The organism is Bacillus cereus group sp. N31, from assembly GCF_016483245.1.
Taxonomy (GTDB): Bacteria; Bacillota; Bacilli; order Bacillales; family Bacillaceae_G; genus Bacillus_A; species Bacillus_A toyonensis.
Genome location: NZ_JAEHCH010000025.1, coordinates 57,203 through 80,167, shown reverse-complemented (window position 1 = coordinate 80,167; position 22,965 = coordinate 57,203). Strand labels below are relative to the sequence as shown.

Genomic DNA, 22,965 nt, shown 5'->3' with positions numbered 1-22,965 from the left:
AAATACACTTCCTTATACACGATATGCGAAGCTTATTCTTTTATATGCTTCTTTTATGAAATCCACCTTCAAACTAAGAAAAGACGTGGTGCACATATATCACCACGTCTAAGAAGTTTACTTCACCTGCTTCGCTGTAACTGAACGAGCTACCATTAACAACTCATTCGGCTCTAAACCTTTAGACACGAGCATATATTCTACTCCGTTATGTGACCACGTTACAGATTCTTTCGTCAATGCACCAATCGTAAACCCAAGATCAACCGGCTCTCCACTTACACTTACCGCTGACGAAGCCTCTGCAACTTTTGCCTTTTCTTGTATTAAGGTAAAGGATTTCTTATTTCCAGTGTATGTGAGTATCGCACGCTTGCCACTGTCTGTCTTCAACTCTTTTTCGTCTTTCAGAGTCATGCCTTGCGGCGTATCACGCGGATACAAAATAGCAAATGGTTTGTCTTCTTTCGCTGTTGTTTGAACATCTACTTGCGCTCTAGACATATTTTGTTTCGTATCAAATGCACCTTTATCAAATTTCGCATCGAATTTCACTTTAGAGAAATCTACTTTCACAAGAACATTTTGATCATTATCCATTAATTTCACCGAAACTGGTGTTAAATCGCTTTTCTTCAATGCAATCTCTTGTTTCGGTAACATATTTTGATGTTGATAGTTTGTTTTTGTTTTGAAAATATAATATTTATCTGTTTTCTCGAAAGTAAGGTTTTTCTTATCCTGCAAAATATCTCTTACAAGTGATTCATATAAATAGGCCTGGCTACTATTTTGCGGCCAATCACTTTGAAAACGGAAACTCTTATTAAGCGCTGGCGTTAATACAAATACCCCTTCTTCATTTCTTAAAATAATTTGGCTCTGATCTTTTTTTGCATTCTGTAAATTCACACGATAAAAAGAAGGTTCTTTATGCCAAATTTCCACGTTATACTCCTGAGGCTCATTCCCTGTTTTAATAGTTAATTTCGCTTCAGCTTGATAACTTTTCATCCCTTTCACTTTCGCTTCTAAATCTCTCACGACATCATCTTGTTTCTTTTCCATACAGCCCGCCAACACAAAAACGGTCAATAAACCGACAAGAACTAAAAACAGACGCCTTTTCATCACTTCAGCCCCTTTGCCCCTATAAATGAATGGAAGGTGTACCTTCCTTATCGCTACCTCAAATATATGAGACAAGGATATGAAATATGCAGACTAGCGTGACGAGCTTTCTAAAACAACTTGTGCAACAGCAAATTCCTTACTATGACTAATTGATAAATGAACAATATGCTCTGTATTTGCAATAAGAAGCGGCTTACCTCTATCATCATTTTTCACTTCAATATCTAAAAAACTCACTTCTTTCCCGATACCAGTGCCTACCGCTTTTGAATACGCCTCTTTCGCTGCAAATCTTCCCGCTACAAACTCTATAAGGCGACTCCCTTTCAGTTCCATAGCAACATTACGTTCACTTTCAGTTAAAATACGTTCCATAAATTTAAGCTTTCCATCTAGCATTTTTTCAATTCGATTTAATTCAATAATATCTATTCCAATCCCTATAATCATTTCGAAATCCCCTTCTTCTATTTAACTTTCTTCTTTCATATTGTAAGAATAACAGAGAATCATTCTGATGCAAAAGGAGTGATACTACCAACATGCTAATACGACCCACTCGCATTTCCTTAAATCCAATCATCCTCTCTTTACTTCTTATTCAACTAGTCATGATGATGTTAGACGACTTCTTTCTCTTTCCAATGGCAGCTAACAATGAATATATCACTAAAGGAGAATGGTGGCGTGTCATAACTTCTCTGCTCGTACACGTGGACTTACAACATTTTCTTTCTAATAGTATTTGCTTATTTATTCTTGGCTCTTCTATCGAAAAACAACTCGGACACATTTCTTTTATCATTCTATTTTTCTTTCCCGGTATTTCCGGAAATATCGCTTCTTATATCATTATGCCTCCTGAATACATTCATGCAGGAGCATCTGGTGGTATTTTCGGGTTACTAGGCGCCCAACTATTTTTATTGTACAATCGATACCGCCCTTCACACTCAAAAGAAATTGCTATTTTCTCAATCATGATACTTATATTACTATTATTTACTTTCTTTAATCCTTTCGCCAATCCTATAAGCCATTTAGCAGGATTAATAACCGGTGGTATTTTAACTCCTTTTTTAACAAAAAAATTCGATGGTGCTGAGCTTATTTAATGTAAAAGCTCGCACCATCGATAATTTCCACATCTATTTGTTTACTTAAGTCTCTCATGAGTTGAAATAAAGACTCATCCTTCTTCTTCGCCTCAATCATACAATCAATTTGCCCAACACTTCCCTTAATCCTTCTTAAAAAAGATAAGAATGCATCAACATCAATAAAATCAGCGTGTGCCCTCGGGTCTTTCTCATCTCTAGGACTGGAGATATGCATTTTAACTGGTAACAAAGATGTTTCCCACGTATGAACAACACGCGCCCAATCTTCATGCCAATCTTCTCGTTCATTGTTCATCGTATGATGATGCAAATCAAACACGACCGGAATGTCTAATTTTTCTCCTAAATACAATGTTTCCGCTAGCGTGAAGGTTGTATCATCATTTTCTAACATGATCATTTCTTGAATACCCCTTGGAACGTTAGACCAATTTTCTATAAAGCGTTCTAATGCGAGCTCTTTATCTTTATAACCTCCTCCAACATGTAATACACATCGTTGCTTATGTTCAATCCCCATACCTTTTAACATTTTTTTGTGCATCTGCAAAGTTTTTACTGACTGTTTAAAAATACTTTCCTCCGGTGAATTTAGTACAACAAAGTGATCCGGATGGAAATCAATACGCATATTCATACGAATTGCGTATTCACCTAGCACTTTTAAACTTTCTTTTAATGGACGAATATAGTTCCACTCTAACAACTCCTCATGATTCGCTAAAGGAATAAGCTTAGAACTAAGTCGAAAGAAAGATATATCATGCCCCTTATTATGCTTTAATAACCGCAAGCAATTTTCCAAATTCGAATTAGCGATTCTTTCAAGTTTACGAATCGCAGCCTCTCGATCATCAATCCGTTGAAACTGTGCATATGTCATCGTTTGAGATGGAGATGCGTTCTTCAAATGCACACTCATCGCAACATACCCAAGCCTTACAAGCATATCGTACCTCTTTTCTACATGAGTTATTATGTAGTATGTACAATTTTAGAAATAAAAAAAGAGAATGCCAACAAAGGGCATTCTCTTTTTTTATTAAGCTTGTGGACGGCTATGATGTTTTCTTTCGCCGCGTCCATTTGAAGAAGATCCAGGGCGACCTTGACCTTCACCTCTACGACCACGGTTACCATCACGGCCACCATCACGATTGCGATCACGGTTACGACCATCGCCACTGCGTCCATCACGGTTACGGTCACGGTTACGACCATCGCCACTGCGTCCATCACGACTACGATTACGGTTACCATCACGGTATCCGCCTCCGTTACCACCGCGTTTTTTAGAACCGCCACCTCTTGAAACAACTGGTGGTTCTGATGTTAAAGCGATTGGTGTTGTATCTGGCTCTTTTGTCATCATTTTTAAAGCAGCAGCTACTACTGTTACAGAGTCGTTCTCTTCTAACATTTCTTCTGCAATACGCTTGTAGTATGATAAGTTATCATTTTCAATTGTGCTTTGAAGTTTTTCAGCGATTAAACGTTGTTGACCTTCTAGTGCCTCGTCAAGTGTCGGTGCTTCCATACGGTCAACCTTACGTTTTGTCGTACGCTCGATATTTTTTAATTGTCCTGATTCACGTGGTGTTACAAATAACATTGCAATACCTTTTTTACCTGCACGGCCAGTACGACCGATACGGTGAACGTATGATTCTGGATCTTGTGGGATATCGAAGTTGTATACGTGTGTTACGCCTGAAATATCAAGACCACGCGCAGCAACATCTGTTGCAACAAGAACTTCAATAGCACCTTCTTTAAATTTACGTAATACAGACATACGTTTCGCTTGTGTTAAGTCACCATGAATACCTTCTGCTGCATAACCACGTAAGTTTAATGCTTCTGATAATTCATCAACACGACGCTTTGTACGACCGAATACGATCGCAAGCTCTGGAGATTGAATATCTAGTAAGCGCGTTAATACGTCAAACTTTTTCTTTTCTTGCACTTCTAAATAGAACTGCTGAATGTTTGGCATTGTTACTTCTTTTGCTTTTACTTTAATGTGTTGAGGCTCAGTCATGAAACGCTCAGCAATACGACGGATTGGATCTGGCATTGTCGCTGAGAATAATAATGTTTGATGTGTTTCTGGCACATCTGTTAAAATTGCTTCAATATCTTCAATGAAGCCCATGTTTAACATTTCATCCGCTTCATCAAGAACAACAGTCTCAACGTTTTGTAGGCGAAGTGTTTTACGGTTAATATGATCTAAAATACGACCCGGCGTACCAACAATAATGTGTGGGTGTTTTTTTAGAGCACGAATTTGGCGGTTAATATCTTGACCACCATAAATTGGTAAAATACGAACGCGTTTATGTTTACCAATTTTGTATAGCTCTTCTCCAACTTGAATTGCTAATTCACGCGTTGGCGCGATAACAATACCTTGAACTGCTTCTTTACGAGTATCTACTTTATCTAATAGCGGTAATCCAAATGCTGCTGTTTTCCCTGTACCTGTCTGCGCTTGCCCAATAATATCTTTACCTTGCAATGCATGTGGGATTGTTTCAGCTTGAATCGGCGTAGCCTCTTCAAAGCCCATACTTTCAACAGATTGCAATAAAGATTCACTTAATCCTAATTCTCGAAATGTTGTCAATGTTACTTCTCCTTTTCTATCCTATACTTATCATTTAAAAAAAGGCATTTTCCGAATTGGCGGAAAAGCCCTTTTCCTGAATGCTCACGTATATAAACGGGCGTATTTCTACACGAAAATACTTTTAAACGTTATTACACTTTATCAATTATAAGTTTTGTATGTGCAAAAAGCAAACCCAACTGTTACCTTATTTTCATATTCAGGACTTTTTTTCTTCACTTTTATTTTTTAACATCCTCTGTAAGCGCTTATTATAAGTTTCTTCTATTTTCGTGACTATCATCCCTATTTATATTCACCAATTATTTCAACATCGTAATAACTTCTTCTAATTTCATACCACGAGATGCTTTAACTAATACAACATCGTTATTACCAACTACCACCTGTAAATCTTTTACAAGCTCTTCTTTATTATGATATGCCTTTACACGTTCACCAGGGAAATTAATTTCCGCTCCCTCAGCAATTTGAGCCCCTAATCTACCATATGTGAATACATATGAGATTTTTGCTGGGTCAATTAATTTACCTACTTCATAATGAAATTGAACCTCTTGGTCTCCAAGCTCTAACATATCACCAAGCACGACGATTTTTTGAGAAAAACCATCTAAACCATTCATTAAATGGAATGCTGCTTCCATAGCTGTCGGACTTGCATTGTAAGCATCATTGATAATTGTTAACCCACTATCCTTTTTTACAATCTCCATGCGCATACCTGTCATTTGAAGTGTTACTAAACCTTGTTTCATTTCTTCCCATGTCACACCAAAATGTTTCGCAATCGCCATGGAAGCAAGTGTATTATACACATTATGTTTCCCTAACACTGGTATATAGAATGAAATGTTTTCTTCTCTATTCATTTTAAAATGTGTGCCAGTTGCCTGTAATGTTACAGTCGTTGGATAGTAATCGTTTGCTCTCGCATCACCAAATGTTACTGTTTCCGTCGCTAAATTCATTTCAGGAACACGATTTGTTAATAATGGCTCATCTCCGTTATATACGAACACTCCGCCTTCTTGTAATCCTGCCACAATTTCTAATTTCGCTTCTGCAATTGCCTCACGAGAGCCTAAATCCATTAAATGCGCCTCACCAATGTTCGTAATGATAGCTGCATTAGGACGAGCTAACTTAGATAAGAATTCAATTTCTCCTCGGCTTGACATACCCATTTCTAATACAGCAACTTCCGTATTTTCTTCTAGGTTTAAAATAGTAAGAGGTAAACCGATATGGTTATTGAAATTACCTTCTGTTTTTTGAACTTTGAATTTAGTCGCAAGAAGGCTTGTTACAATATCTTTCGTAGATGTTTTACCGTTACTACCTGTCACACCAATAACTTTAACATCCAATTGATCGCGATAGTTTTTCGCTAACATTTGTAATGCCAATAGTGTATCTTCTACAAAAATAACTGGAAGATTCTCAGGCGGATTTGCTACATCTTTCATCCATAATGTAGCAACAGCTCCATTTTCAACAGCTTTATCTACAAAAGCATGTCCATCGAAACGTTCACCTTGAATCGGAACATATAAATTTCCTTTTTCGATTTTTCTCGTATCAATAGACACTCCCTGTATAGTAATTCCCTCATACTGCTCTGCTAATCCCGTACCATTTATCATCTGTTCTACTTGTTTTAACGTTCGATTAATCATGAAAACACTCCTTACATAGAGGAAGCACTATTCCTTCGAATAGTGCTTCCTCCTTTTTTGTTATATTGTATATTTAATTTTTTGTTTTTCTTCGTGACGTTCAATCGCTAAACGAATTAGCTCTTCGATTAATTCTGGATATGGTAATCCAGTATGTTGCCATAATAGAGGGAACATACTAAACGGCGTAAATCCTGGCATTGTGTTTACTTCGTTAATATATACTTCTCCGTCTTTCGTTAAGAAGAAATCAGCTCGTGTTAAGCCTGCACCATCTAAAGATTGGAATGCAACAATTGCATCTCGCTTAATTACATTAGACTCTTCTTCTGTCATTTCAGCTGGAATAATTAACGCTGTATCACCATCGATGTACTTCGACTTATAATCATAAAAGTCCTTTTTCGGTACGATTTCACCTACAACTGAACATTTCGGTTCATCGTTACCTAGTACACCAACTTCTACTTCACGACCTACGATATTTTCTTCTACAATAATTTTGCGGTCGAATTGGAATGCCTCTTCAAATGCACTCTCAAGTTCTTCACGATTTTTACATTTATTAATACCAACACTTGAACCAAGGTTTGCTGGTTTTACGAAGCAAGGATACCCTAACTTCTCTTCTACTTTGTCATAAGCTTCTTCGCGATTTTTTTCCCATGCACTACGAATGAAAGATGCATATTTCGCTTGTTTCAAACCAGCTTCTGCAAAGATATTTTTCATAACAACTTTATCCATACCGGCAGATGATGCTAGAACACCATTTCCTACATAAGGAATGTTCATTAATTCTAATAACCCTTGAACCGTTCCATCTTCACCATTTGGTCCATGTAGTAATGGAAAAATAACGTCGATAGCATCTTCCTCAGAAGTTGCAGATGGAATAATTTCCGTGCTTAATGATAACGGAGAAATCGAATTTTCTGCACCGCTCATTTTTAAAGCTTCAACATCCGTTACTTCACCTTCAATACGCTCACCGCGTACCCATTGACCTTGCTCTGTAATATAAATCGGATGAATCTCGAATTTATCTTGATTTAACGCTTTAATAGCAGCAAGAGCCGTCTGTAACGAAACTTGATGCTCAGCTGATTTTCCACCATATAATAAACCTAATTTAATTTTCGTCAATTAAATCACCCTAACCAATTGTTTTCATTTTTCTATTTTAGCACTTTTTATAAAAATAGGTAGTTCCTATTTGAAATAAAATGTAACTTCCACAAATAATTAAATGACACCACTTATTGGATTTCTACACTTTTCTATTTCATTTTCTTCACAACTACACAAAATGAAATGGCAACCTAATCTAGTTATGTACCTAAAATATGTAGAAATCCCCTTTTTGTGTATGTCACCTATTTTATTAAGAAGATTGCTTGGTTAGTGTGTCCTTTTGCCTTTGTTCCACGAGGCGATCTAAAGAAACGTATACAATACCTGCAACTAAACATCCTACACCTAAAATTGTAAATAAGAAATGTCCGAGTAATCTATCTAATAAAAAACCTCCAAGAAGTGGACCAAATGCACTTCCCGTAATCCACTGCAAACTCGCTGCTCCCATATAAGTTCCTCTCAAATGCTCAGGGGCCAAATTCGCTACAAACGTCATCTGTACAGGCGACATAATCATCTCGCCTAACGTATATATGGCATACACGAACATTAACGTCACTAAAATAATTGTAGCATTTGTATTAAATTCTCCAAACCACTTCGGTAACCACCCTATAAAAAACAAACCAATTCCAAACAAACACGCCCCGTATAACATCGTCTTTCCGACAGGTTTATCTGTCGCCCATTTTGAAATTTGAAACTGGAACAACACAACTAATAGTCCATTTAGCGCCATTAAATACGGGTATGGATTGTTAACTCCAAAAATGTCCTTCATTTCATTATCAAAGTGAAGTGGTAACATGCCTTCTGTTTGAGAAAATCCCATAGAAATAATGATACCTGCTAACAAATAAATCATTAACGCCTTATCTCTCATTAAAACTTTCCAAACTGCACCTGATTCCTTCTCTGCATTCTCTTCTTTTTTATCTGCTGCTTTTGGCATTGTCTCCTGGATAAGAATTAGTACAAGTAATGCATAAAATAGCATCGTAGAAGAGGCAATAATAAACACAAGATTCTTTGACAACACCACTACTGATGCACCCATTATTGGACCGATTGCAGCACCTATATTGTGTCCCATTCGCAATAAACCATATGCTTCGGTTCTTTTTTCTGGCGCGGTCACATCTGCAACCATCGCTGATGCAGCTGGATGAAATAAAGAATTACTTAATCCTAAAAAAACAGATAAAATTGCATATGAAATAAACCCTTCTATAAATAAAAAACCGAGCATTAATAATGCATTACTTGCCATTGAAAATATCATAATCGGCTTTCTTCCATATATATCAGCAATTCTTCCACCTATAAGCGATCCAAAGCTTGCAGCAATTGGAGAAAGCGCCATAATAACTCCAACCTGTAATAAAGAATCTACCTTATCCTTTAAATATAATGCGAAAAAAGGCATTAACATCATCATCGCAATTCCATTCAATGTCTCACCGATAAATCGAATCCATACGTTACGATCCATTTCCCTTAGCTCACGCCATGTATTTTTCATATTTTCACCCCTTTAGTTGACCAACAATTATCTTATAATAGATTCAGAAAAATGTAAATTTTCAAATAAAAAAATCCATTCTAACAGAATTAGAATGGATTTTTCCACTTATAAATTCGCTACATCATCTTCTTTTTTACTATTATTTAAAACACTATGTTTTCGACTATATAAGAAGTAAACCGCTATACCGATAACCATCCATACTCCAAAACTAATCCACGCTGTCCCTGATAATTGAAGCATTAAGTATAAACAGAAAATTACTGTTAACGCTGGTAAAAATGGTACGAGTGGCGCCTTAAATGCTCTTGGTAAATCCGGATGAGTCTTTCTCATCACAATAACCGCAACAGCTACGAGTGCAAAGGCTGACAATGTCCCCATGTTTACAAGGTGTGCCAATACATTTAAATCTATTAATCCTGAAATCAATGCTGCAATAATACCCGTTGTCCATGTATTTAAAAACGGTGTTTTAAATTTCGGGTGAACCTTAGCCAGACGCTTTGGCAATAACCCATCACGGCTCATCGCATATGAAACACGAACTTGCCCATACATCATCACTAGCATTACAGTTGTAATCCCTGTGATTGCCCCTACTGAAATTACCCCCGCTAAACCATCTTGTCCAATAAATTGAAGTGCAAAAGCAACTGGATCTGATATATTCAGCTGTCCGTATGGAACAATTCCTGTCAGAATAAGTGAAACAACGATATAAAGAACTGTACATATTAATAACGATGCAATAATGCCGATTGGTAAATCACGTTGTGGACGTTTCACTTCTTCCGCAGCTGTTGAAACTGCATCGAATCCTATAAATGCGAAGAATACTGTAGCAGCCCCAGCCATTACACCATCTAAACCAAATGGCATAAAAGGCGTCCAGTTTTCAGGCTTCACATAATTAAAACCAGCAAAGATAAAAATAAGAACAACTGCTATTTTAATAAATACCATAATATTATTTACACGTGCACTCTCTCGAACACCCCTAGATAAAAGAGCTGTCATCACTAAAATAATTAAGACTGCAGGCAAATCAATTATTCCACCTTTTCCTGTGCCTGGGGCCGAAGAAAGAATGGTCGGAATATGAATCCCAAATCCCTTTAGTAAAGACTGAAAATAAGCGGACCATCCATTTGCTACAGCAGATGTAGCAAGTAAATATTCAAGCATTAAATCCCAACCAATTAAAAACGCGAATACTTCTCCCATCGTCGCGTACGTATATGTATATACGCTACCCGAGACAGGAACTGAAGAAGCAAATTCAGCATAACAAAATGCAGCAAAGGCACAGGCTAATGCGGCTATCGCGAATGATAATATAATAGCTGGTCCAGAATGTTTTGCTGCCACTACGCCTGTAAGAACGAAAATACCAGTTCCAACAATCGCTCCGATTCCAAGCATAGTTAAATCCAGTGCGCCCAATGTTCTCGCTAACGTTTTTTGCTTACTTTCTTGCATTAATTTTGCAATAGGCTTCTTTTGAAAAATTTGCTTCATCGTCCACTCCTCCAAGTTTTAAATTTTCTGAAAATTTTTAATTCGCTTTTTCATTTTACTCATAACACTTTTTCTCGTCAATACTTTTGTCGAAATAAGTAGAAATCTTTCGGAATATACAATATCCTTATTATTCTTTCTGAGAATCTTTCTATCACCTTATTTTGGTGTCATTATACATATTAAAGAGGCGTGCTCCTTTATTGAGCACGCCTCTTTTTGCTTATTTCACAGTATATGAACCATCTTCAATCCAGCTATACATATACTTTTCATCTTCCGTTTCATGTGCTTGTTTTACAATACGAAGCGGACGGAATGTATCTATCATAACGGCTAATTCAAGCGTCTCTTTCTTTCCGATACTTGCCTCTGTTTTCCCAGGATGCGGCCCATGAGGAATTCCGCTCGGATGAAGTGTAATAGACCCTTCTTCCACACCTTTTCGGCTCATAAAGTTTCCTTCTACATAGTACAGTACTTCATCACTATTCACGTTACTATGATAATACGGTGCCGGGATAGATTCTGGATGATAATCGTATAAACGCGGTACGAAAGAGCAAATGACGAAATTATGCCCTTCGAATGTTTGATGTACTGGTGGTGGCTGATGAATACGGCCTGTAATTGGTTCAAAATCCTCCACATTAAAGACCCACGGATATAAATAACCATCCCACCCAACAACATCTAGCGGATGATGCCCTAAAACATACTTATGCATATATCCTCTCGACTTTGTCATTACGACAAACTCACCTTTCTCATCATATGTCTCTAATTTTTCCGGGCCACGAATATCTCTCTCACAAAACGGGCTATGTTCTAACAATTGCCCATATTCATTGCGATAGCGACGTGGTGTTGTAATTTGGCTATTCGCCTCTACAACAAGAAACTTAGTCTCTCCTTCATCTGGAATAACACGATAAATCGTTCCAATTGGGATCGTTACATAATCACCTTTTCTATAGTGAATCGTTCCGAACATTGTTTCGATTTTTCCTGTTCCATAATGAACAAATAATATTTCATCGCCATCGCCATTACGATAGAAATAGTCCATTTTTTCTGTCGGAGTCACTACTCCAATTAATAAATCCTCATTCCCAAGCATAAAATTTCTTCCGCTTACTGCATCGCCCGTTTTTTTATTTTCTTTCGTGCGAAAATGACGATGTGCAAGAGCTACATCTTCTTCATACTGCAACTGACAAGAATGAGATACTGCCGCATGACCTACTTCCGTTGGCATATAATGATGGTACAAAATAGACTGCGTACCAGAAAAACCTTTCGTTCCCATTACCTGTTCACGATAAAGCGCTCCATCTTTTTTACGAAATTGTACATGTCGTTTATGAGGTAGCTCCCCCATGTGACGATAAAACATGCCCATCACCTGCTTTCATGTCTTTTTTGACCGTATTACGTAACGTACCTAAACCAGTAATCGACAGCTCTACAACATCTCCATCTTGTAGCCACTCTTCTGTACCAAGTTCTAAAATACATCCTGTTCCTACTGTTCCAGAACCGATCACATCTCCCGGATATAAGGTCACGTCTTGTGAAGCACGTTCAATCATTTCAGCAAACGTATAGTAAATATCTTGGAAATTTCCCTTTGATAATAGTTTCCCATTCACGTGAGCAGTCATCTCTAAATCATATCGATTACCATTACGATAAATGTCTAATTCCTCTTTCGTAACGAGATACGCTCCTAATGAAGTTGCAAAGTCTTTTCCTTTTGCTGGTCCAAGCCCTACCTTCATTTCTGTTGCTTGTAAGTCTCTTGCACTCCAGTCGTTCATAATACAATAACCAAAAATATATTCCTCTGCTTGCTCACGAGAAATATTCCTTCCTTCTTTTCCGATTACACAAGCAATCTCTAATTCATAATCAAGCTTTTTAGACTTCTTCGGACCAATTACAAAATCATCTGGACCAATAACAGCACGATGGTTAGTAAAATAAAAAACCGGGACATCATACCATTCAGGTACAACATCTAGTCCTCTTCGTCCGCGAGCTGTTTTTACATGCTGTTCAAATGCATAAAAATCTCGAATGCTACCCGGATTAGGAATAACAGCTGTCAATTGTACTTCTTCTAAGGAATATATACCCTTGTTTGGATTCTTACTATTACGCAGCAACTCTACATACTCATCCGCTTTCTCTAAAAAGGCGAGCATAGAGGAAGGGACTTTTCCGTCACTAGCAAGATTCATATCGATTACTTTGTCACCTTCAAGCCACCCAGCTCGCATTTCTTTCGAAGGAAGACGAAATGTAACAAATTTCATCATAATTCCTCCCTATGGAAATGAAATTTCCACCAGCAAAAGAATTCTTGCTGGTGGATACAAATCTTATAAATTTCCGCGACGCTCTTGTTCTCTTTCAATTGATTCGAATAATGCTTTAAAGTTCCCTTCACCAAATCCACGAGAACCTTTACGTTGAATGATTTCAATAAATAAAGTTGGACGGTCTACAATTGGTTTCGTAAAGATTTGCAGTAAATAGCCCTCATCATCACGGTCTACTAAAATCTTTAATTCTTTTAACTTATCAATTTCCTCATCGATTTTTCCAACTCGCGCAGTTAACTCATCGTAATACGTATCTGGTGTATCTAAAAACTCCACACCATTTGCACGAAGCGCTTCAACTGTTTTAACAATATCACTCGTTAATAAGGCAAGATGTTGTACACCTGCTCCATTATAGAATTCAAGATATTCTTGAATTTGCGATTTTCTCTTTCCATCTGCTGGTTCGTTAATAGGGAACTTAATACGACTTCCATTCGTCATAACTTTTGACATTAATGCCGAATACTCTGTACTAATATCATCATCGTCGAAATGGATCATTTGTTTAAAGCCCATAACATTCTCGTAATAACTAACCCACTCTTCCATTTTCTCAACGTTACCAACTACATGATCTACAGCAATTAAACCTGATTCTTCAAATGGAATATTAAACTCAACCTTTTGGAATCCTGGCATAAATGTTCCTTTATAATTTTTACGCTCTACAAGCGTGTGAATTGTATCACCATACGTACCAATAACTGCTTTTTTCAATGTACCATCCTCATCTGTTAACTCCTCAGGTGGAGCAATTGCGACGGCACCACGTTTCACCGCTTCCGAGTAAGCCTTATCAACGTCATCGACAAGTAATGCAACGTCTTTTACACCATCACCATGAGTTTTTACAAACTCTGCGATACGATTATCGCTACCTAGGGCCCCGGACACAACAAAACGCATATTTTTTTGCACAAGAACATAAGATACCTTTTCACGGTTTCCTGTTTCTAATCCAGAGTAAGCCACAATTTTGAATCCGAACGCTCTCGCAAGGTAATAACTCGATTGTTTTGCATTCCCTACGTAAAACTCCAAATGATCTACATCACGTACCGGAAAAAAGTCCTCCATTTGTGCAGCTAGCGTATCCATAGATTTTTGTTTCATAATATCTTCATCCCCCTGTAAATAGATTAAATGGTCCATACTTAAAACCAACCGAAAACGCTTCCAATATCAATTTATAGAAATTAGTTAGCAGGCTAACAATTTCTGACCTTTAAAATTTTCTATCTTTTCTGTCAAATTCCTCTTTTTTTCTTACATATAAAATTCGACTTTTTTCTCTTTAAAGTAAGGGGAAAATATTCATACTTGAAAGTATATATGAGGGGAAAACAAAAAAGACTCCAACATATTAACTACTTACTAATACGTTAGAGTCTTTATTTTTTTTGAATGATTGTATTTATATTTCTCATACTAATATATTTGCAAGGAATAGAATAAACGATGTTAATATTACTGCTCCGCCTAATGATCCTAATAAATCTGTTTTTGTTACTTGTAACACTTGTTCACTGTTCATATTCCTCATTCTCCTTTCATTTTGTACAATTTAAAACTTTTATTATACTAATACGCTTGATAGAAATACGATTAATGCCGTTAACACTACTGCTCCACTTGCTGATCCTACGAAGTCACCTTTTGTTACTTGTAATACTTGCTCTTTCATATCTTTCATTCTCCCTTCATTTATCTTTTGTTACAGAACTTCTATTATACTAATACGCTTGATAGAAATACGATTAATGCTGTTAATACTACCGCTCCACTTGCTGATCCTACGAAGTCACCTTTTGTTACTTGTAATACTTGCTCTTTCATATCATTTATCCTCCCTTTGAATACGTTTTCTATATGTAATTTCTAAGAAATGTTTTTTTCATAGTTTTTATGTTACCGTTACATTGAATTTGATAACGTAACGTTTGTAACATTAATGTAACATAACTATTATTACGTTGCAATATGATTACGTAAATTTTATTACATTTTTTTTACGTTTTTTTATAAACACCCTTAAAGACCCTATTTCAATGCATTTTCCACTACATTCACGTTTGTAACATTCGTGTAACATTACAGTCATAAACCTAAATATAACTATATTCCTCTCTACTTTTGTTACAAATCAAGGTGAATCTTTAATAAGTAAGGTTGAATCTACTAGGTTTTCACTGGATGGTACACTATAGGACAAAATACTATCTTTCCAAGATAAGTTTATATGTTTCCTCTATATAACTATGTATAATAAAAACAAAGAGGTGGTCATTTTGAAATTAATCGCATTAGATATGGATGGTACACTACTATCATCTAATCTTGAAATCTCCAAAGAGAACTTACAAGCAATCCAAACTGCACAAGAAGCTGGACATATTGTAATGATTTGTTCTGGCCGCGCAAAAGAGGATGCTTTAAAACTATTGGAAGAATACCAATTATCTCTTCCAGTTGGAGCAAGCAATGGGGCAATTGTTTACGTGGATGGAAAAGTAATTAACTCGCGTTGTTTACAAAACGATAAAGTATACAAACTTGCAAAATTACTAGAAGCTGAAGGTTTTCCATATAAGCTATATACAAATAAAGGGGTTTACTCTCCTTCTACATGGCAAGATCAAGTGATGCAGGCATTCGAAGAAAACAAGCATGCGCTAGATGTTACATTAGAAGAACTCGAAAGAATTACAGAAAAACAAAAGAAATCAAACCTAATTACTGATTTCCAAAAAATCGAAGATGTTGTAAACAATCAAGAACTCGAAATATCTAAATTCTTCATTTTAACGTTCAATGCAGGTCATCGCGCCCAGTTATTAAGTATGTTACAAGAAGACACTGCTATTATGGTTACAGCATCTGCTCCTACTAATTTAGAAATTATGGATAAGAATGGCCATAAAGGAAATGGGCTACAGCAGATGGCAGCTCATTTTAATATACCAATTGAAGATACAATTGCTATTGGTGATAATTTTAATGATGTACCAATGTTAGAAGTTGCTGGTTTATCTGTTGCAATGGGAAATGCTGAAGAAGATGTAAAAAAATTATGTGACGTTGTAACATTAACAAACAATGAACATGGTGTTGCCCATGCAATCGAGCAATTTGTTTTAAAACAAACTTTATCTAGTAAATAAAAAAAAGACCCTTTCAACTTCTGAAAGGGTCCTTCTCTTTTATACATGATGACAAGCAACAAAATGATCTTCACCAACATTACGAAACTCTGGTACCGTTTGTGTACAAACATCTGTCGCAAACGGGCAGCGTGTATGAAAACGACAACCTGAAGGTGGATTTGCTGGACTGGGAATATCCCCCTCTAGTATAATTCGCTCCCGCTTCACTGTTGGATCTGGTATTGGCACAGCTGATAACAATGCTTTTGTATACGGATGAAGTGGATTCGTAAATAACTCATCACGCGGTGCCGTTTCTACAATCGTTCCTAAATACATAATTCCTATTTTTGTACATAAATGTTCCACAACACTTAAATCATGTGAAATGAATAAATAAGATAATCCCTTTTTCTCCTGTAACTCACTAAATAAATTAATGATTTGTGCTTGAATAGATACATCTAGTGCTGCCACAGGTTCGTCAGCTACAATGAATTCTGGATTTAATACCATAGCTCTTGCGATAACGATACGCTGACGTTGCCCACCAGAAAACTCATGAGGATACCGGTCAATATGATACGGAGCTAAACCACATAACTCCAATACTTCTATCACCTTTGCACGAACATTTTCTTTCGTCGCTAGTCCGTGAGCCAACATCGGCTCACCAAGTGCTTCTCCAATTCTCATTCTTGGGTTTAATGAACTAAATGGATCTTGAAAAACAAGCTGCATATTAGGGCGATGTTTTCTCAATTCCTCCTTGGATAAGGAATAAACATCGTGCCCTTTAAACTTTACTTCTCCCTCCGTTTTTTGGACGAGACGTAAAATTGTTTTTCCTATCGTTGTTTTTCCACTTCCTGATTCTCCAACTAGGCCAAACACTTCACCTTTATTAATAGTAAAACTTACTCCATCAACTGCCTTTACATGTCCAATCGTTCTACTAAATATGCCGCCCTTAATTGGAAAATACGTCTTTAAGTTTTTCACTTCTAATAATGGTTCACTCATTGTTCCGCACGCTCCTCATATAACCAGCAAGCTACTTTATGGTTCTCATCGTGCACATTCAAATTTGGTGCCTCTTCTTTACATATTTCCATACAATGCTCACAACGACCACTAAAATAGCAAAATTCACCTAAGCCAACTAAATTCGGAACTTGCCCTGGAATAGAATATAGTTTATCTATTCGTTTTCCCATTACCGGTTTTGATTTCAACAAACCTTTCGTATACGGATGTTTCGGATTTTGGAATATCTCTAGTACTGGAGCTTCCTCAATAACTTTTCCGCCATACATAACGACAACGTAATCAGCCATTTCTGCTACAACGCCTAAATCATGTGTAATTAATAAAATCGATGTTTTAAATTCCTCTTTTATCTGTCTTAGTAAGTCTAATATTTGAGCTTGAATCGTAACATCAAGAGCAGTTGTCGGTTCATCTGCAATTAATAACTTAGGATTACAACTAAGCGCAACAGCAATCATAATGCGTTGTAACATGCCTCCGCTTAGTTCATGTGGATACGAATGGACAATTTCATCCGCACGAGCTATACCAACTTTACGAATTAATTCGATTGCCTTTTTATACGCCTCATTTTTACTAAGTAATTCATGCTCTCTTAACGTTTCTACAATTTGTTCTCCTACAGTGAAGACGGGATTCAGTGATGTCATCGGCTCTTGGAATATCATCGCAATATCATTTCCTCGTAAACTACGAAGCTCTTTCTCTTTCATACCTAAAAGACTTTTTCCTTCATATAAAATGTCTCCACCTACTACACTTCCTGATTCAGCAATAAGTCCCATAATCGATAGCGCCGTTACACTCTTTCCGCAACCCGATTCACCTACAACACAAACTGTTTCACCTTCTCGAACTGCAAAGCTAACATGATTAACAGCCTTTACTGTTCCTTCTTCTGTCTGAAAATGTGTTTGCAAATCTTTCAGCTCTACTACCGCTTTACTCATATTCCCTCACCTACCGTCTCATCTTTGGATCTAACGCATCACGAAGTGCATCACCAAGTAAATTAATTGATACAACTGTTATAAAAATTGCAAAACCGGGCGGAATCCATAACCACGGACGCTTTTGGAAATCGATTAATGAGTTAGCTGCACTAATCATATTTCCCCATGATGGTGTAGGCGGGACGACTCCGAGACCTAAGTAGCTTAGTGCGGATTCCCCTAAAATAGAGCCTGCAACACCTAATGTGGATACAACAATTAAGATCGGTAAAACATTAGGGATTAAATGATATATAATTTTCCGGTAATCTTTTATTCCTAACACATCAGCAGCTTGCATAAATGCTTGCTCCCTGAGTGATAAAATTTGACCTCTTACAAGACGTGCAAGTCCTGGCCAACCTACTAAACTTAAAATAATCATAATGACATAAAGACGATAATCAGATGGTACTTTCCATTCTGATAAAATAGCTCCCATTATAATAAGCAACGGCAATCCCGGCATCGACATTAAAATATCTGCAAGACGCATAATAATATTGTCGACAATCCCGCGATAAAAACCTGCAATAGCTCCTAATAAAGCTCCAAGTATAACCGATAAGACCATTGAAGCTAATCCAATTGTTAATGAAATGCGTCCTGCTTGCATAAGTCTCGTTAAAATATCTCTTCCCAATTGATCTGTACCGAGCCAATGTGAAAAACTAGGTGGTTTGTTAATTAAAGCGACTTGTATTTTCCCTGATGCATATGGCGAAAAGAGCGGACCGACAAAACAAAATAAAAACATAAACATTAGTGCATAAAACCCCACGAGTGCCATCTTATTTCTCTTTATTTTTTTAAGAGCCTGTCGCCATGGTGATGATTCATTTCTTCTCTTTTTTTCTTTTTTCTCTGTAATTGCTGTAACAGTTTCCATCTAATCCCCCCTTACTTCAACCGAATACGTGGATCAACAACTGCATATACGATATCAGCGAAAAAGTTTGAAATAATTGTTAAACAAGAAAGAAACATCGTAAATGCCATTAATACTGTATAATCACGAAAATTTAGTGCTTCTAATTGAATATTACCAATCCCTGGCCAGTTAAAAATTTGTTCAATAATAATTGCTCCCGAAAATAAACCTGGTAATTCAAATGCTAATAACGTAATCGCCGGTAATATTGCATTTTTTAACGCATGCTTATAAATAACAGTCTTCTCCTTTAAACCTTTCGCCCGTGCTGTTCGTATGTAATCTTGCCTTACAACCTCTAGCATGCTTGTTCTAAAGTAACGAGTTAATGAACCCACACCAAGAAGAGTCAAAATAAATACTGGTAAAACCATATGCTTGGCAACTTCTATTACGTAAGCTAATCCAGTCGAATTACTCCCGACATCAATCATTCCGCCTATCGGTAATAACTTAAAGTCCACCGCGAACACCTTAATTAAAAACAAACCGATAAAGAATGAAGGAAATGACATTGCTGCAAAGACACCAATTGTTACAAGTTTATCGAATAAAGAATGTTGCTTCGTCGCTGAGAATACGCCGATAATAAGTGCAATTAGCCAAATAAAAAACAATGCAATAACAGCTACACTAAAAGAATTCCAAATAAATTTATTTAATAATGACGTTACAGGTTCCTGATATTGAAGCGAAAAACCAAAATCCCCTTGCAATGCATTACCTAACCAATGAAAATAACGCTCAACAATTGGCTTATTTAATCCATATAATTCCCTAAGTTCAGCTGCCCTTTCAGGTGTAATCTTTGGATTTGAATCAATATAGTCTCCTGGAAGAAGCGCAAACAGGAAGAAAATAACAATTGATGTTCCGAACAGTGTAGGAATCATTTGTAACAACCTACGAACGATATATGTTTTCACCCTTTTTCTCTCCAATCTTATGCCTAAAATAGAAGAACATTTTTTCAAAGCGGTACATTACTAACCGAATGAAAAAATGTCTTCTATTTATACATCCTTATCGTTATTTTTCAAATGATAAAACTGGTAAGTTTGCGCTAATACTATTGTATTTTTCAGAGTCAATTCCTTTTATATTCCCGTTATAACCAGTAATTGTTCTACGGTAGTTTAATAGAATTACTGGTGGGTCATCACTTAACTCTTTATATAATTCTTTATAAATAGGTTTACGTTTTTCAATATCAACTGTCTCAATACCTTTTTTAATTAACTCATCTACTTTCGCATTTTTATAACCAAGACTCTTATCATTGACACCAGACAAATATTCACCAGCTGTTTCACTCGGATCACTTGTAATCGGTGTCGAAACAGAAGCTAAATCATAGTCACCTTTATTTACCTTCGAAAGCATAGTATTAAAGTCCATAAATTCTGGATTAAATTCTACACCTATTTCTTTATAATTCTCTTTCGCAATTGGAATTAATAAATCACTATCTTTAGCCGAACTTGGGCCGAAATAAGAAAGCTTTAATTTTTGACCATCTTTTTCACGAACTCCATCCGAACCAACTTTCCATCCTGCTTCATCTAATAATTTTTTCGCTTTTTCTTTGTCGTATTCATATTTATTAACTCCTTCTTCCGTATAAGCCCAAGAAGTTGGATGAATTGGTACATTAGCTACCGTACCGTATCCTTTCAATGCTGTATCAACATATTTTTTACGATCTAATCCGTAAATAAGTGCTTGGCGAACCTTTTTATCCTTTAAGTACGGCTTATTATTATTCATATAAATATAACTAAATGACGCTGCTGTTTCGATTTGGATATTCGCAAATTCTAAACCCTTAGCCTGTTCAAGAATTTCATCACCAGTACCTAGGCCAGTGTAGTCAACCTCACCTGTTTGGAATAATTGAAGCTTCGTATCGCCAGAAGTAATTTTATAAATGAAGTTTGGAATTTTGGGTTTGCCCGCATAATAATTTTCATTTGCTACAAATCGAACTTCTTGCCCCGGGATATACTTTTCAAATTTATATGGACCCGCAGCTATCGGTTTTCCATATAACTCTTTTAAGTAATCTAAACTTGTATTTTGTTTGTAATCTTTTCCGTAATAAGCTTTTGATAATACTGTACCACCTAAAACAAATATAGCTTGTGAATTAACTTTTTCAGTGGTAATTTTAATTGTTTGTGGATCAACAACTTGAATACCTTCAATAGAAGTTGCCTTTCCTTCTTTATATTCTTTACCACCTTTAACCGCATATTGAGAGATATCTATTTCACCTTCATATGCCTTATCATGTAAAAGCGTCAATGTGAACGCTACATCATCTGCTGTTAATGGCGATCCATCGCTAAATTTTAAGTCTTTACGTAAATGGAATGTATATGTTAACTGATCAGAAGAAACGTCCCACTTCTCCGCTAATTCCGGAATTGGTTTCCCTTGTTTATCCGTTGATACAAGAGATGCAAAAATCACTGAAGTCACGTTTCCATCCCAACCATTTTGTTGGAAATATGGTAAAAATACGCCGCCAGGTTTACTAATACCAACTACTAGCGTATCTTTTCTATTCTTCGCTTTATCTGGTACTTTCGTTTTATCTGTCGCAGCGATCTTTTCAATTTTTATATTTTTTAAATCTTGTTGTTTAACCGATTCTGTAGAAGCCGTATCTTCCTGTCCCCCACAAGCAGATAGCACAAGCGAACTACTCATTAATACCGAAAATACACCAGCCCATTTTTTCGTCTTTTTCTTCATTGTCCCCACCCTAACTTTTTTTTAATAATTACACCTTATGAACTGCTTGCCCTATGTATGCCTCCCACAGCAACATTTATAGCCAATCGGAAAAGTCGGTTTTAATCGTAAAAAAATAGATGTTTTTGAGGGGTAACAATCTTATTCCGACTTTTCCGGTAGACTTTATGGTTAATAGCTTATAACTTTCAATATATTTTGTCAATTCTTTCTAAATAAATATTTTTATGGTTTTTTTCAAAAATATTGTTTATTTAATTTAGGAAACTACATATCGTTGTAGTTATCTTCACTCAACCCCTACTATAGCTTTTTTTATAAGTCCCTTTTCGTTTTCAATATGTATCGTTTCTAATGTTTTTTAGTTTATGCATCCACATTTTATATTAAAAAACATAAAAACTACTTCTATTCCTTCAGCATGAAACATAGAATACTAATAATCAATTACCAAAAAGGGGGCGAAAACATGGACAACCTATTCCAATATGTCCTGCACTACGTGTTATTAACAATTATGATAGTCGGGGCGCTATTACTATTCCCTTTCTTCCCAAAATTCGTCCTCTTTTTAGCTTTTTTTATTATGCTCGGGATCGCTATTATCATTTCAACAAAAGAAGATACCACACAAAAAGAAAGCAGAGTTCAGCGCGTAAAGCTGTGACTCTGCTTTCTTTTTTATTTTCAATCTCAGATTTCCATCATACATACTTATGTCTCGGGAAATAATTAGCCTTTACTTTCGTAATTAATCCTATCGAAAATCTACTAATAACATATATATTTTGCCTCACCATTGCATATGTTTCACAACCTATGCAAGATGCGTAACAAAGATTTACCCAAGTTACTGTTTCACGTGAAACACACTTTTTCATTTATCTCTTACAGTAAAATATAGTTATAAAAAAAAGAAAGCTAATCCCTTCAGCAAAACTGAAAGGAAT

Annotated in this window: 22 protein-coding genes; 3 read left to right on the top strand and 19 right to left on the bottom strand. The window is 36.3% G+C overall.

Annotated features, from left to right (window positions below; genetic code table 11):
• Positions 1–117: 117 nt before the first annotated feature.
• Positions 118–1,068 (bottom strand): LolA family protein, encoded by a 951-nt coding sequence (locus JDS81_RS24240; protein WP_002059179.1) that lies wholly within the window; start codon positions 1,066–1,068, stop codon positions 118–120.
• Between the two features lie 156 nt (positions 1,069–1,224).
• Positions 1,225–1,584, bottom strand: a complete 360-nt coding sequence (gene acpS / locus JDS81_RS24235; protein ID WP_000583421.1) for a holo-ACP synthase — start codon at positions 1,582–1,584, stop codon at positions 1,225–1,227.
• 92 nt (positions 1,585–1,676) lie between these two features.
• Here acpS and JDS81_RS24230 point away from each other — a divergent pair, with 92 nt between their 5' ends.
• On the top strand, positions 1,677–2,249 hold the full coding sequence (locus JDS81_RS24230; protein WP_097953580.1) for a rhomboid family intramembrane serine protease: 573 nt from the start codon (positions 1,677–1,679) through the stop codon (positions 2,247–2,249).
• Here the strand turns inward: JDS81_RS24230 and uvsE are convergent.
• From uvsE to JDS81_RS24170, 12 genes are all read right to left on the bottom strand, one after another.
• The gene (gene uvsE / locus JDS81_RS24225; RefSeq protein WP_087971138.1) at positions 2,242–3,204 is read right to left on the bottom strand and encodes a UV DNA damage repair endonuclease UvsE; all 963 of its coding nucleotides are present in this window, start codon (positions 3,202–3,204) and stop codon (positions 2,242–2,244) included. The two genes, JDS81_RS24230 and uvsE, sit on opposite strands and share 8 nt — an antisense overlap.
• 93 nt (positions 3,205–3,297) lie before the next feature.
• Positions 3,298–4,887, bottom strand: a complete 1,590-nt coding sequence (gene cshA / locus JDS81_RS24220) for a degradosome RNA helicase CshA (protein ID WP_000206605.1) — start codon at positions 4,885–4,887, stop codon at positions 3,298–3,300.
• A gap of 305 nt (positions 4,888–5,192) precedes the next feature.
• Entirely contained in the window at positions 5,193–6,569 is a 1,377-nt protein-coding gene (murF, locus tag JDS81_RS24215; RefSeq protein WP_097953581.1) for a UDP-N-acetylmuramoyl-tripeptide--D-alanyl-D-alanine ligase, read from the bottom strand.
• A 60-nt stretch (positions 6,570–6,629) separates the two neighbouring features.
• A complete protein-coding gene (locus JDS81_RS24210; RefSeq protein WP_000161430.1) occupies positions 6,630–7,715 on the bottom strand; it encodes a D-alanine--D-alanine ligase in 1,086 nt (361 codons plus the stop codon).
• 238 nt (positions 7,716–7,953) lie between these two features.
• Positions 7,954–9,228: an MDR family MFS transporter gene (locus tag JDS81_RS24205; RefSeq protein WP_000799751.1), complete on the bottom strand. Its 1,275-nt coding sequence runs from the start codon at positions 9,226–9,228 to the stop codon at positions 7,954–7,956.
• 108 nt (positions 9,229–9,336) lie between these two features.
• Positions 9,337–10,752, bottom strand: coding sequence for a branched-chain amino acid transporter BcaP (locus JDS81_RS24200; protein ID WP_000809353.1), 1,416 nt, complete (start codon positions 10,750–10,752; stop codon positions 9,337–9,339).
• A gap of 223 nt (positions 10,753–10,975) precedes the next feature.
• Positions 10,976–12,148 (bottom strand): homogentisate 1,2-dioxygenase, encoded by a 1,173-nt coding sequence (locus JDS81_RS24195; protein ID WP_097953582.1) that lies wholly within the window; start codon positions 12,146–12,148, stop codon positions 10,976–10,978.
• Entirely contained in the window at positions 12,114–13,070 is a 957-nt protein-coding gene (locus tag JDS81_RS24190; protein WP_000674026.1) for a fumarylacetoacetate hydrolase family protein, read from the bottom strand. The genes JDS81_RS24195 and JDS81_RS24190 overlap by 35 nt, the downstream gene beginning before the upstream one ends.
• Before the next feature lie 66 nt (positions 13,071–13,136).
• Positions 13,137–14,255 carry a 4-hydroxyphenylpyruvate dioxygenase gene (hppD, locus tag JDS81_RS24185; protein ID WP_000810910.1) on the bottom strand — a complete coding sequence of 373 codons (1,119 nt, stop codon included), beginning with the start codon at positions 14,253–14,255 and terminating at the stop codon, positions 13,137–13,139.
• Between the two features lie 310 nt (positions 14,256–14,565).
• On the bottom strand, positions 14,566–14,676 hold the full coding sequence (locus JDS81_RS24180; protein ID WP_001083697.1) for a DUF3948 family protein: 111 nt from the start codon (positions 14,674–14,676) through the stop codon (positions 14,566–14,568).
• Positions 14,677–14,718: 42 nt separating this feature from the next.
• Positions 14,719–14,835: a DUF3948 family protein gene (locus tag JDS81_RS24175; protein ID WP_000654250.1), complete on the bottom strand. Its 117-nt coding sequence runs from the start codon at positions 14,833–14,835 to the stop codon at positions 14,719–14,721.
• 35 nt (positions 14,836–14,870) lie between these two features.
• Positions 14,871–14,978, bottom strand: a complete 108-nt coding sequence (locus tag JDS81_RS24170; RefSeq protein ID WP_000664237.1) for a DUF3948 family protein — start codon at positions 14,976–14,978, stop codon at positions 14,871–14,873.
• 452 nt (positions 14,979–15,430) lie between these two features.
• On the opposite strand from JDS81_RS24170, the gene JDS81_RS24165 reads away from it, so the two are divergent.
• Positions 15,431–16,303, top strand: a complete 873-nt coding sequence (locus JDS81_RS24165; protein WP_000766432.1) for a Cof-type HAD-IIB family hydrolase — start codon at positions 15,431–15,433, stop codon at positions 16,301–16,303.
• A gap of 39 nt (positions 16,304–16,342) precedes the next feature.
• On the opposite strand, the gene JDS81_RS24160 is transcribed toward JDS81_RS24165, so the two are convergent.
• From JDS81_RS24160 to JDS81_RS24140, 5 genes are all read right to left on the bottom strand, one after another.
• Positions 16,343–17,308: an ABC transporter ATP-binding protein gene (locus JDS81_RS24160; RefSeq protein WP_001294496.1), complete on the bottom strand. Its 966-nt coding sequence runs from the start codon at positions 17,306–17,308 to the stop codon at positions 16,343–16,345.
• The gene (locus JDS81_RS24155; protein ID WP_000030774.1) at positions 17,305–18,285 is read right to left on the bottom strand and encodes an ABC transporter ATP-binding protein; all 981 of its coding nucleotides are present in this window, start codon (positions 18,283–18,285) and stop codon (positions 17,305–17,307) included. Before JDS81_RS24155 ends, JDS81_RS24160 begins: the two co-directional genes overlap by 4 nt.
• A gap of 10 nt (positions 18,286–18,295) precedes the next feature.
• Positions 18,296–19,216: an oligopeptide ABC transporter permease gene (gene opp4C, locus JDS81_RS24150; protein WP_000451062.1), complete on the bottom strand. Its 921-nt coding sequence runs from the start codon at positions 19,214–19,216 to the stop codon at positions 18,296–18,298.
• 11 nt (positions 19,217–19,227) lie between these two features.
• Entirely contained in the window at positions 19,228–20,184 is a 957-nt protein-coding gene (locus tag JDS81_RS24145; protein ID WP_142311416.1) for an ABC transporter permease, read from the bottom strand.
• A gap of 103 nt (positions 20,185–20,287) precedes the next feature.
• Entirely contained in the window at positions 20,288–22,015 is a 1,728-nt protein-coding gene (locus JDS81_RS24140; RefSeq protein ID WP_097854982.1) for an ABC transporter substrate-binding protein, read from the bottom strand.
• 469 nt (positions 22,016–22,484) lie between these two features.
• Between JDS81_RS24140 and JDS81_RS24135 the strand changes: the two genes are divergently transcribed.
• Entirely contained in the window at positions 22,485–22,682 is a 198-nt protein-coding gene (locus JDS81_RS24135; RefSeq protein ID WP_000369250.1) for a hypothetical protein, read from the top strand.
• The last annotated feature ends 283 nt before the right edge of the window (positions 22,683–22,965 follow it).

Bases quoted from the DNA above. Each gene is read 5' to 3' on its own strand.
- JDS81_RS24240 (WP_002059179.1), bottom strand. From the start codon at position 1,068: ATGGAAAAGAAACAAGATGATGTCGTGAGAGATTTAGAAGCGAAAGTG.
- acpS (WP_000583421.1), bottom strand. From the start codon at position 1,584: ATGATTATAGGGATTGGAATAGATATTATTGAATTAAATCGAATTGAA.
- JDS81_RS24230 (WP_097953580.1), top strand. From the start codon at position 1,677: ATGCTAATACGACCCACTCGCATTTCCTTAAATCCAATCATCCTCTCT.
- uvsE (WP_087971138.1), bottom strand. From the start codon at position 3,204: ATGCTTGTAAGGCTTGGGTATGTTGCGATGAGTGTGCATTTGAAGAAC.
- murF (WP_097953581.1), bottom strand. From the start codon at position 6,569: ATGATTAATCGAACGTTAAAACAAGTAGAACAGATGATAAATGGTACG.
- JDS81_RS24205 (WP_000799751.1), bottom strand. From the start codon at position 9,228: ATGAAAAATACATGGCGTGAGCTAAGGGAAATGGATCGTAACGTATGG.
- JDS81_RS24200 (WP_000809353.1), bottom strand. From the start codon at position 10,752: ATGAAGCAAATTTTTCAAAAGAAGCCTATTGCAAAATTAATGCAAGAA.
- JDS81_RS24195 (WP_097953582.1), bottom strand. From the start codon at position 12,148: ATGTTTTATCGTCACATGGGGGAGCTACCTCATAAACGACATGTACAA.
- JDS81_RS24190 (WP_000674026.1), bottom strand. From the start codon at position 13,070: ATGAAATTTGTTACATTTCGTCTTCCTTCGAAAGAAATGCGAGCTGGG.
- hppD (WP_000810910.1), bottom strand. From the start codon at position 14,255: ATGAAACAAAAATCTATGGATACGCTAGCTGCACAAATGGAGGACTTT.
- JDS81_RS24180 (WP_001083697.1), bottom strand. From the start codon at position 14,676: ATGAACAGTGAACAAGTGTTACAAGTAACAAAAACAGATTTATTAGGA.
- JDS81_RS24175 (WP_000654250.1), bottom strand. From the start codon at position 14,835: ATGAAAGATATGAAAGAGCAAGTATTACAAGTAACAAAAGGTGACTTC.
- JDS81_RS24170 (WP_000664237.1), bottom strand. From the start codon at position 14,978: ATGAAAGAGCAAGTATTACAAGTAACAAAAGGTGACTTCGTAGGATCA.
- JDS81_RS24160 (WP_001294496.1), bottom strand. From the start codon at position 17,308: ATGAGTGAACCATTATTAGAAGTGAAAAACTTAAAGACGTATTTTCCA.
- JDS81_RS24155 (WP_000030774.1), bottom strand. From the start codon at position 18,285: ATGAGTAAAGCGGTAGTAGAGCTGAAAGATTTGCAAACACATTTTCAG.
- opp4C (WP_000451062.1), bottom strand. From the start codon at position 19,216: ATGGAAACTGTTACAGCAATTACAGAGAAAAAAGAAAAAAAGAGAAGA.
- JDS81_RS24140 (WP_097854982.1), bottom strand. From the start codon at position 22,015: ATGAAGAAAAAGACGAAAAAATGGGCTGGTGTATTTTCGGTATTAATG.
- JDS81_RS24135 (WP_000369250.1), top strand. From the start codon at position 22,485: ATGGACAACCTATTCCAATATGTCCTGCACTACGTGTTATTAACAATT.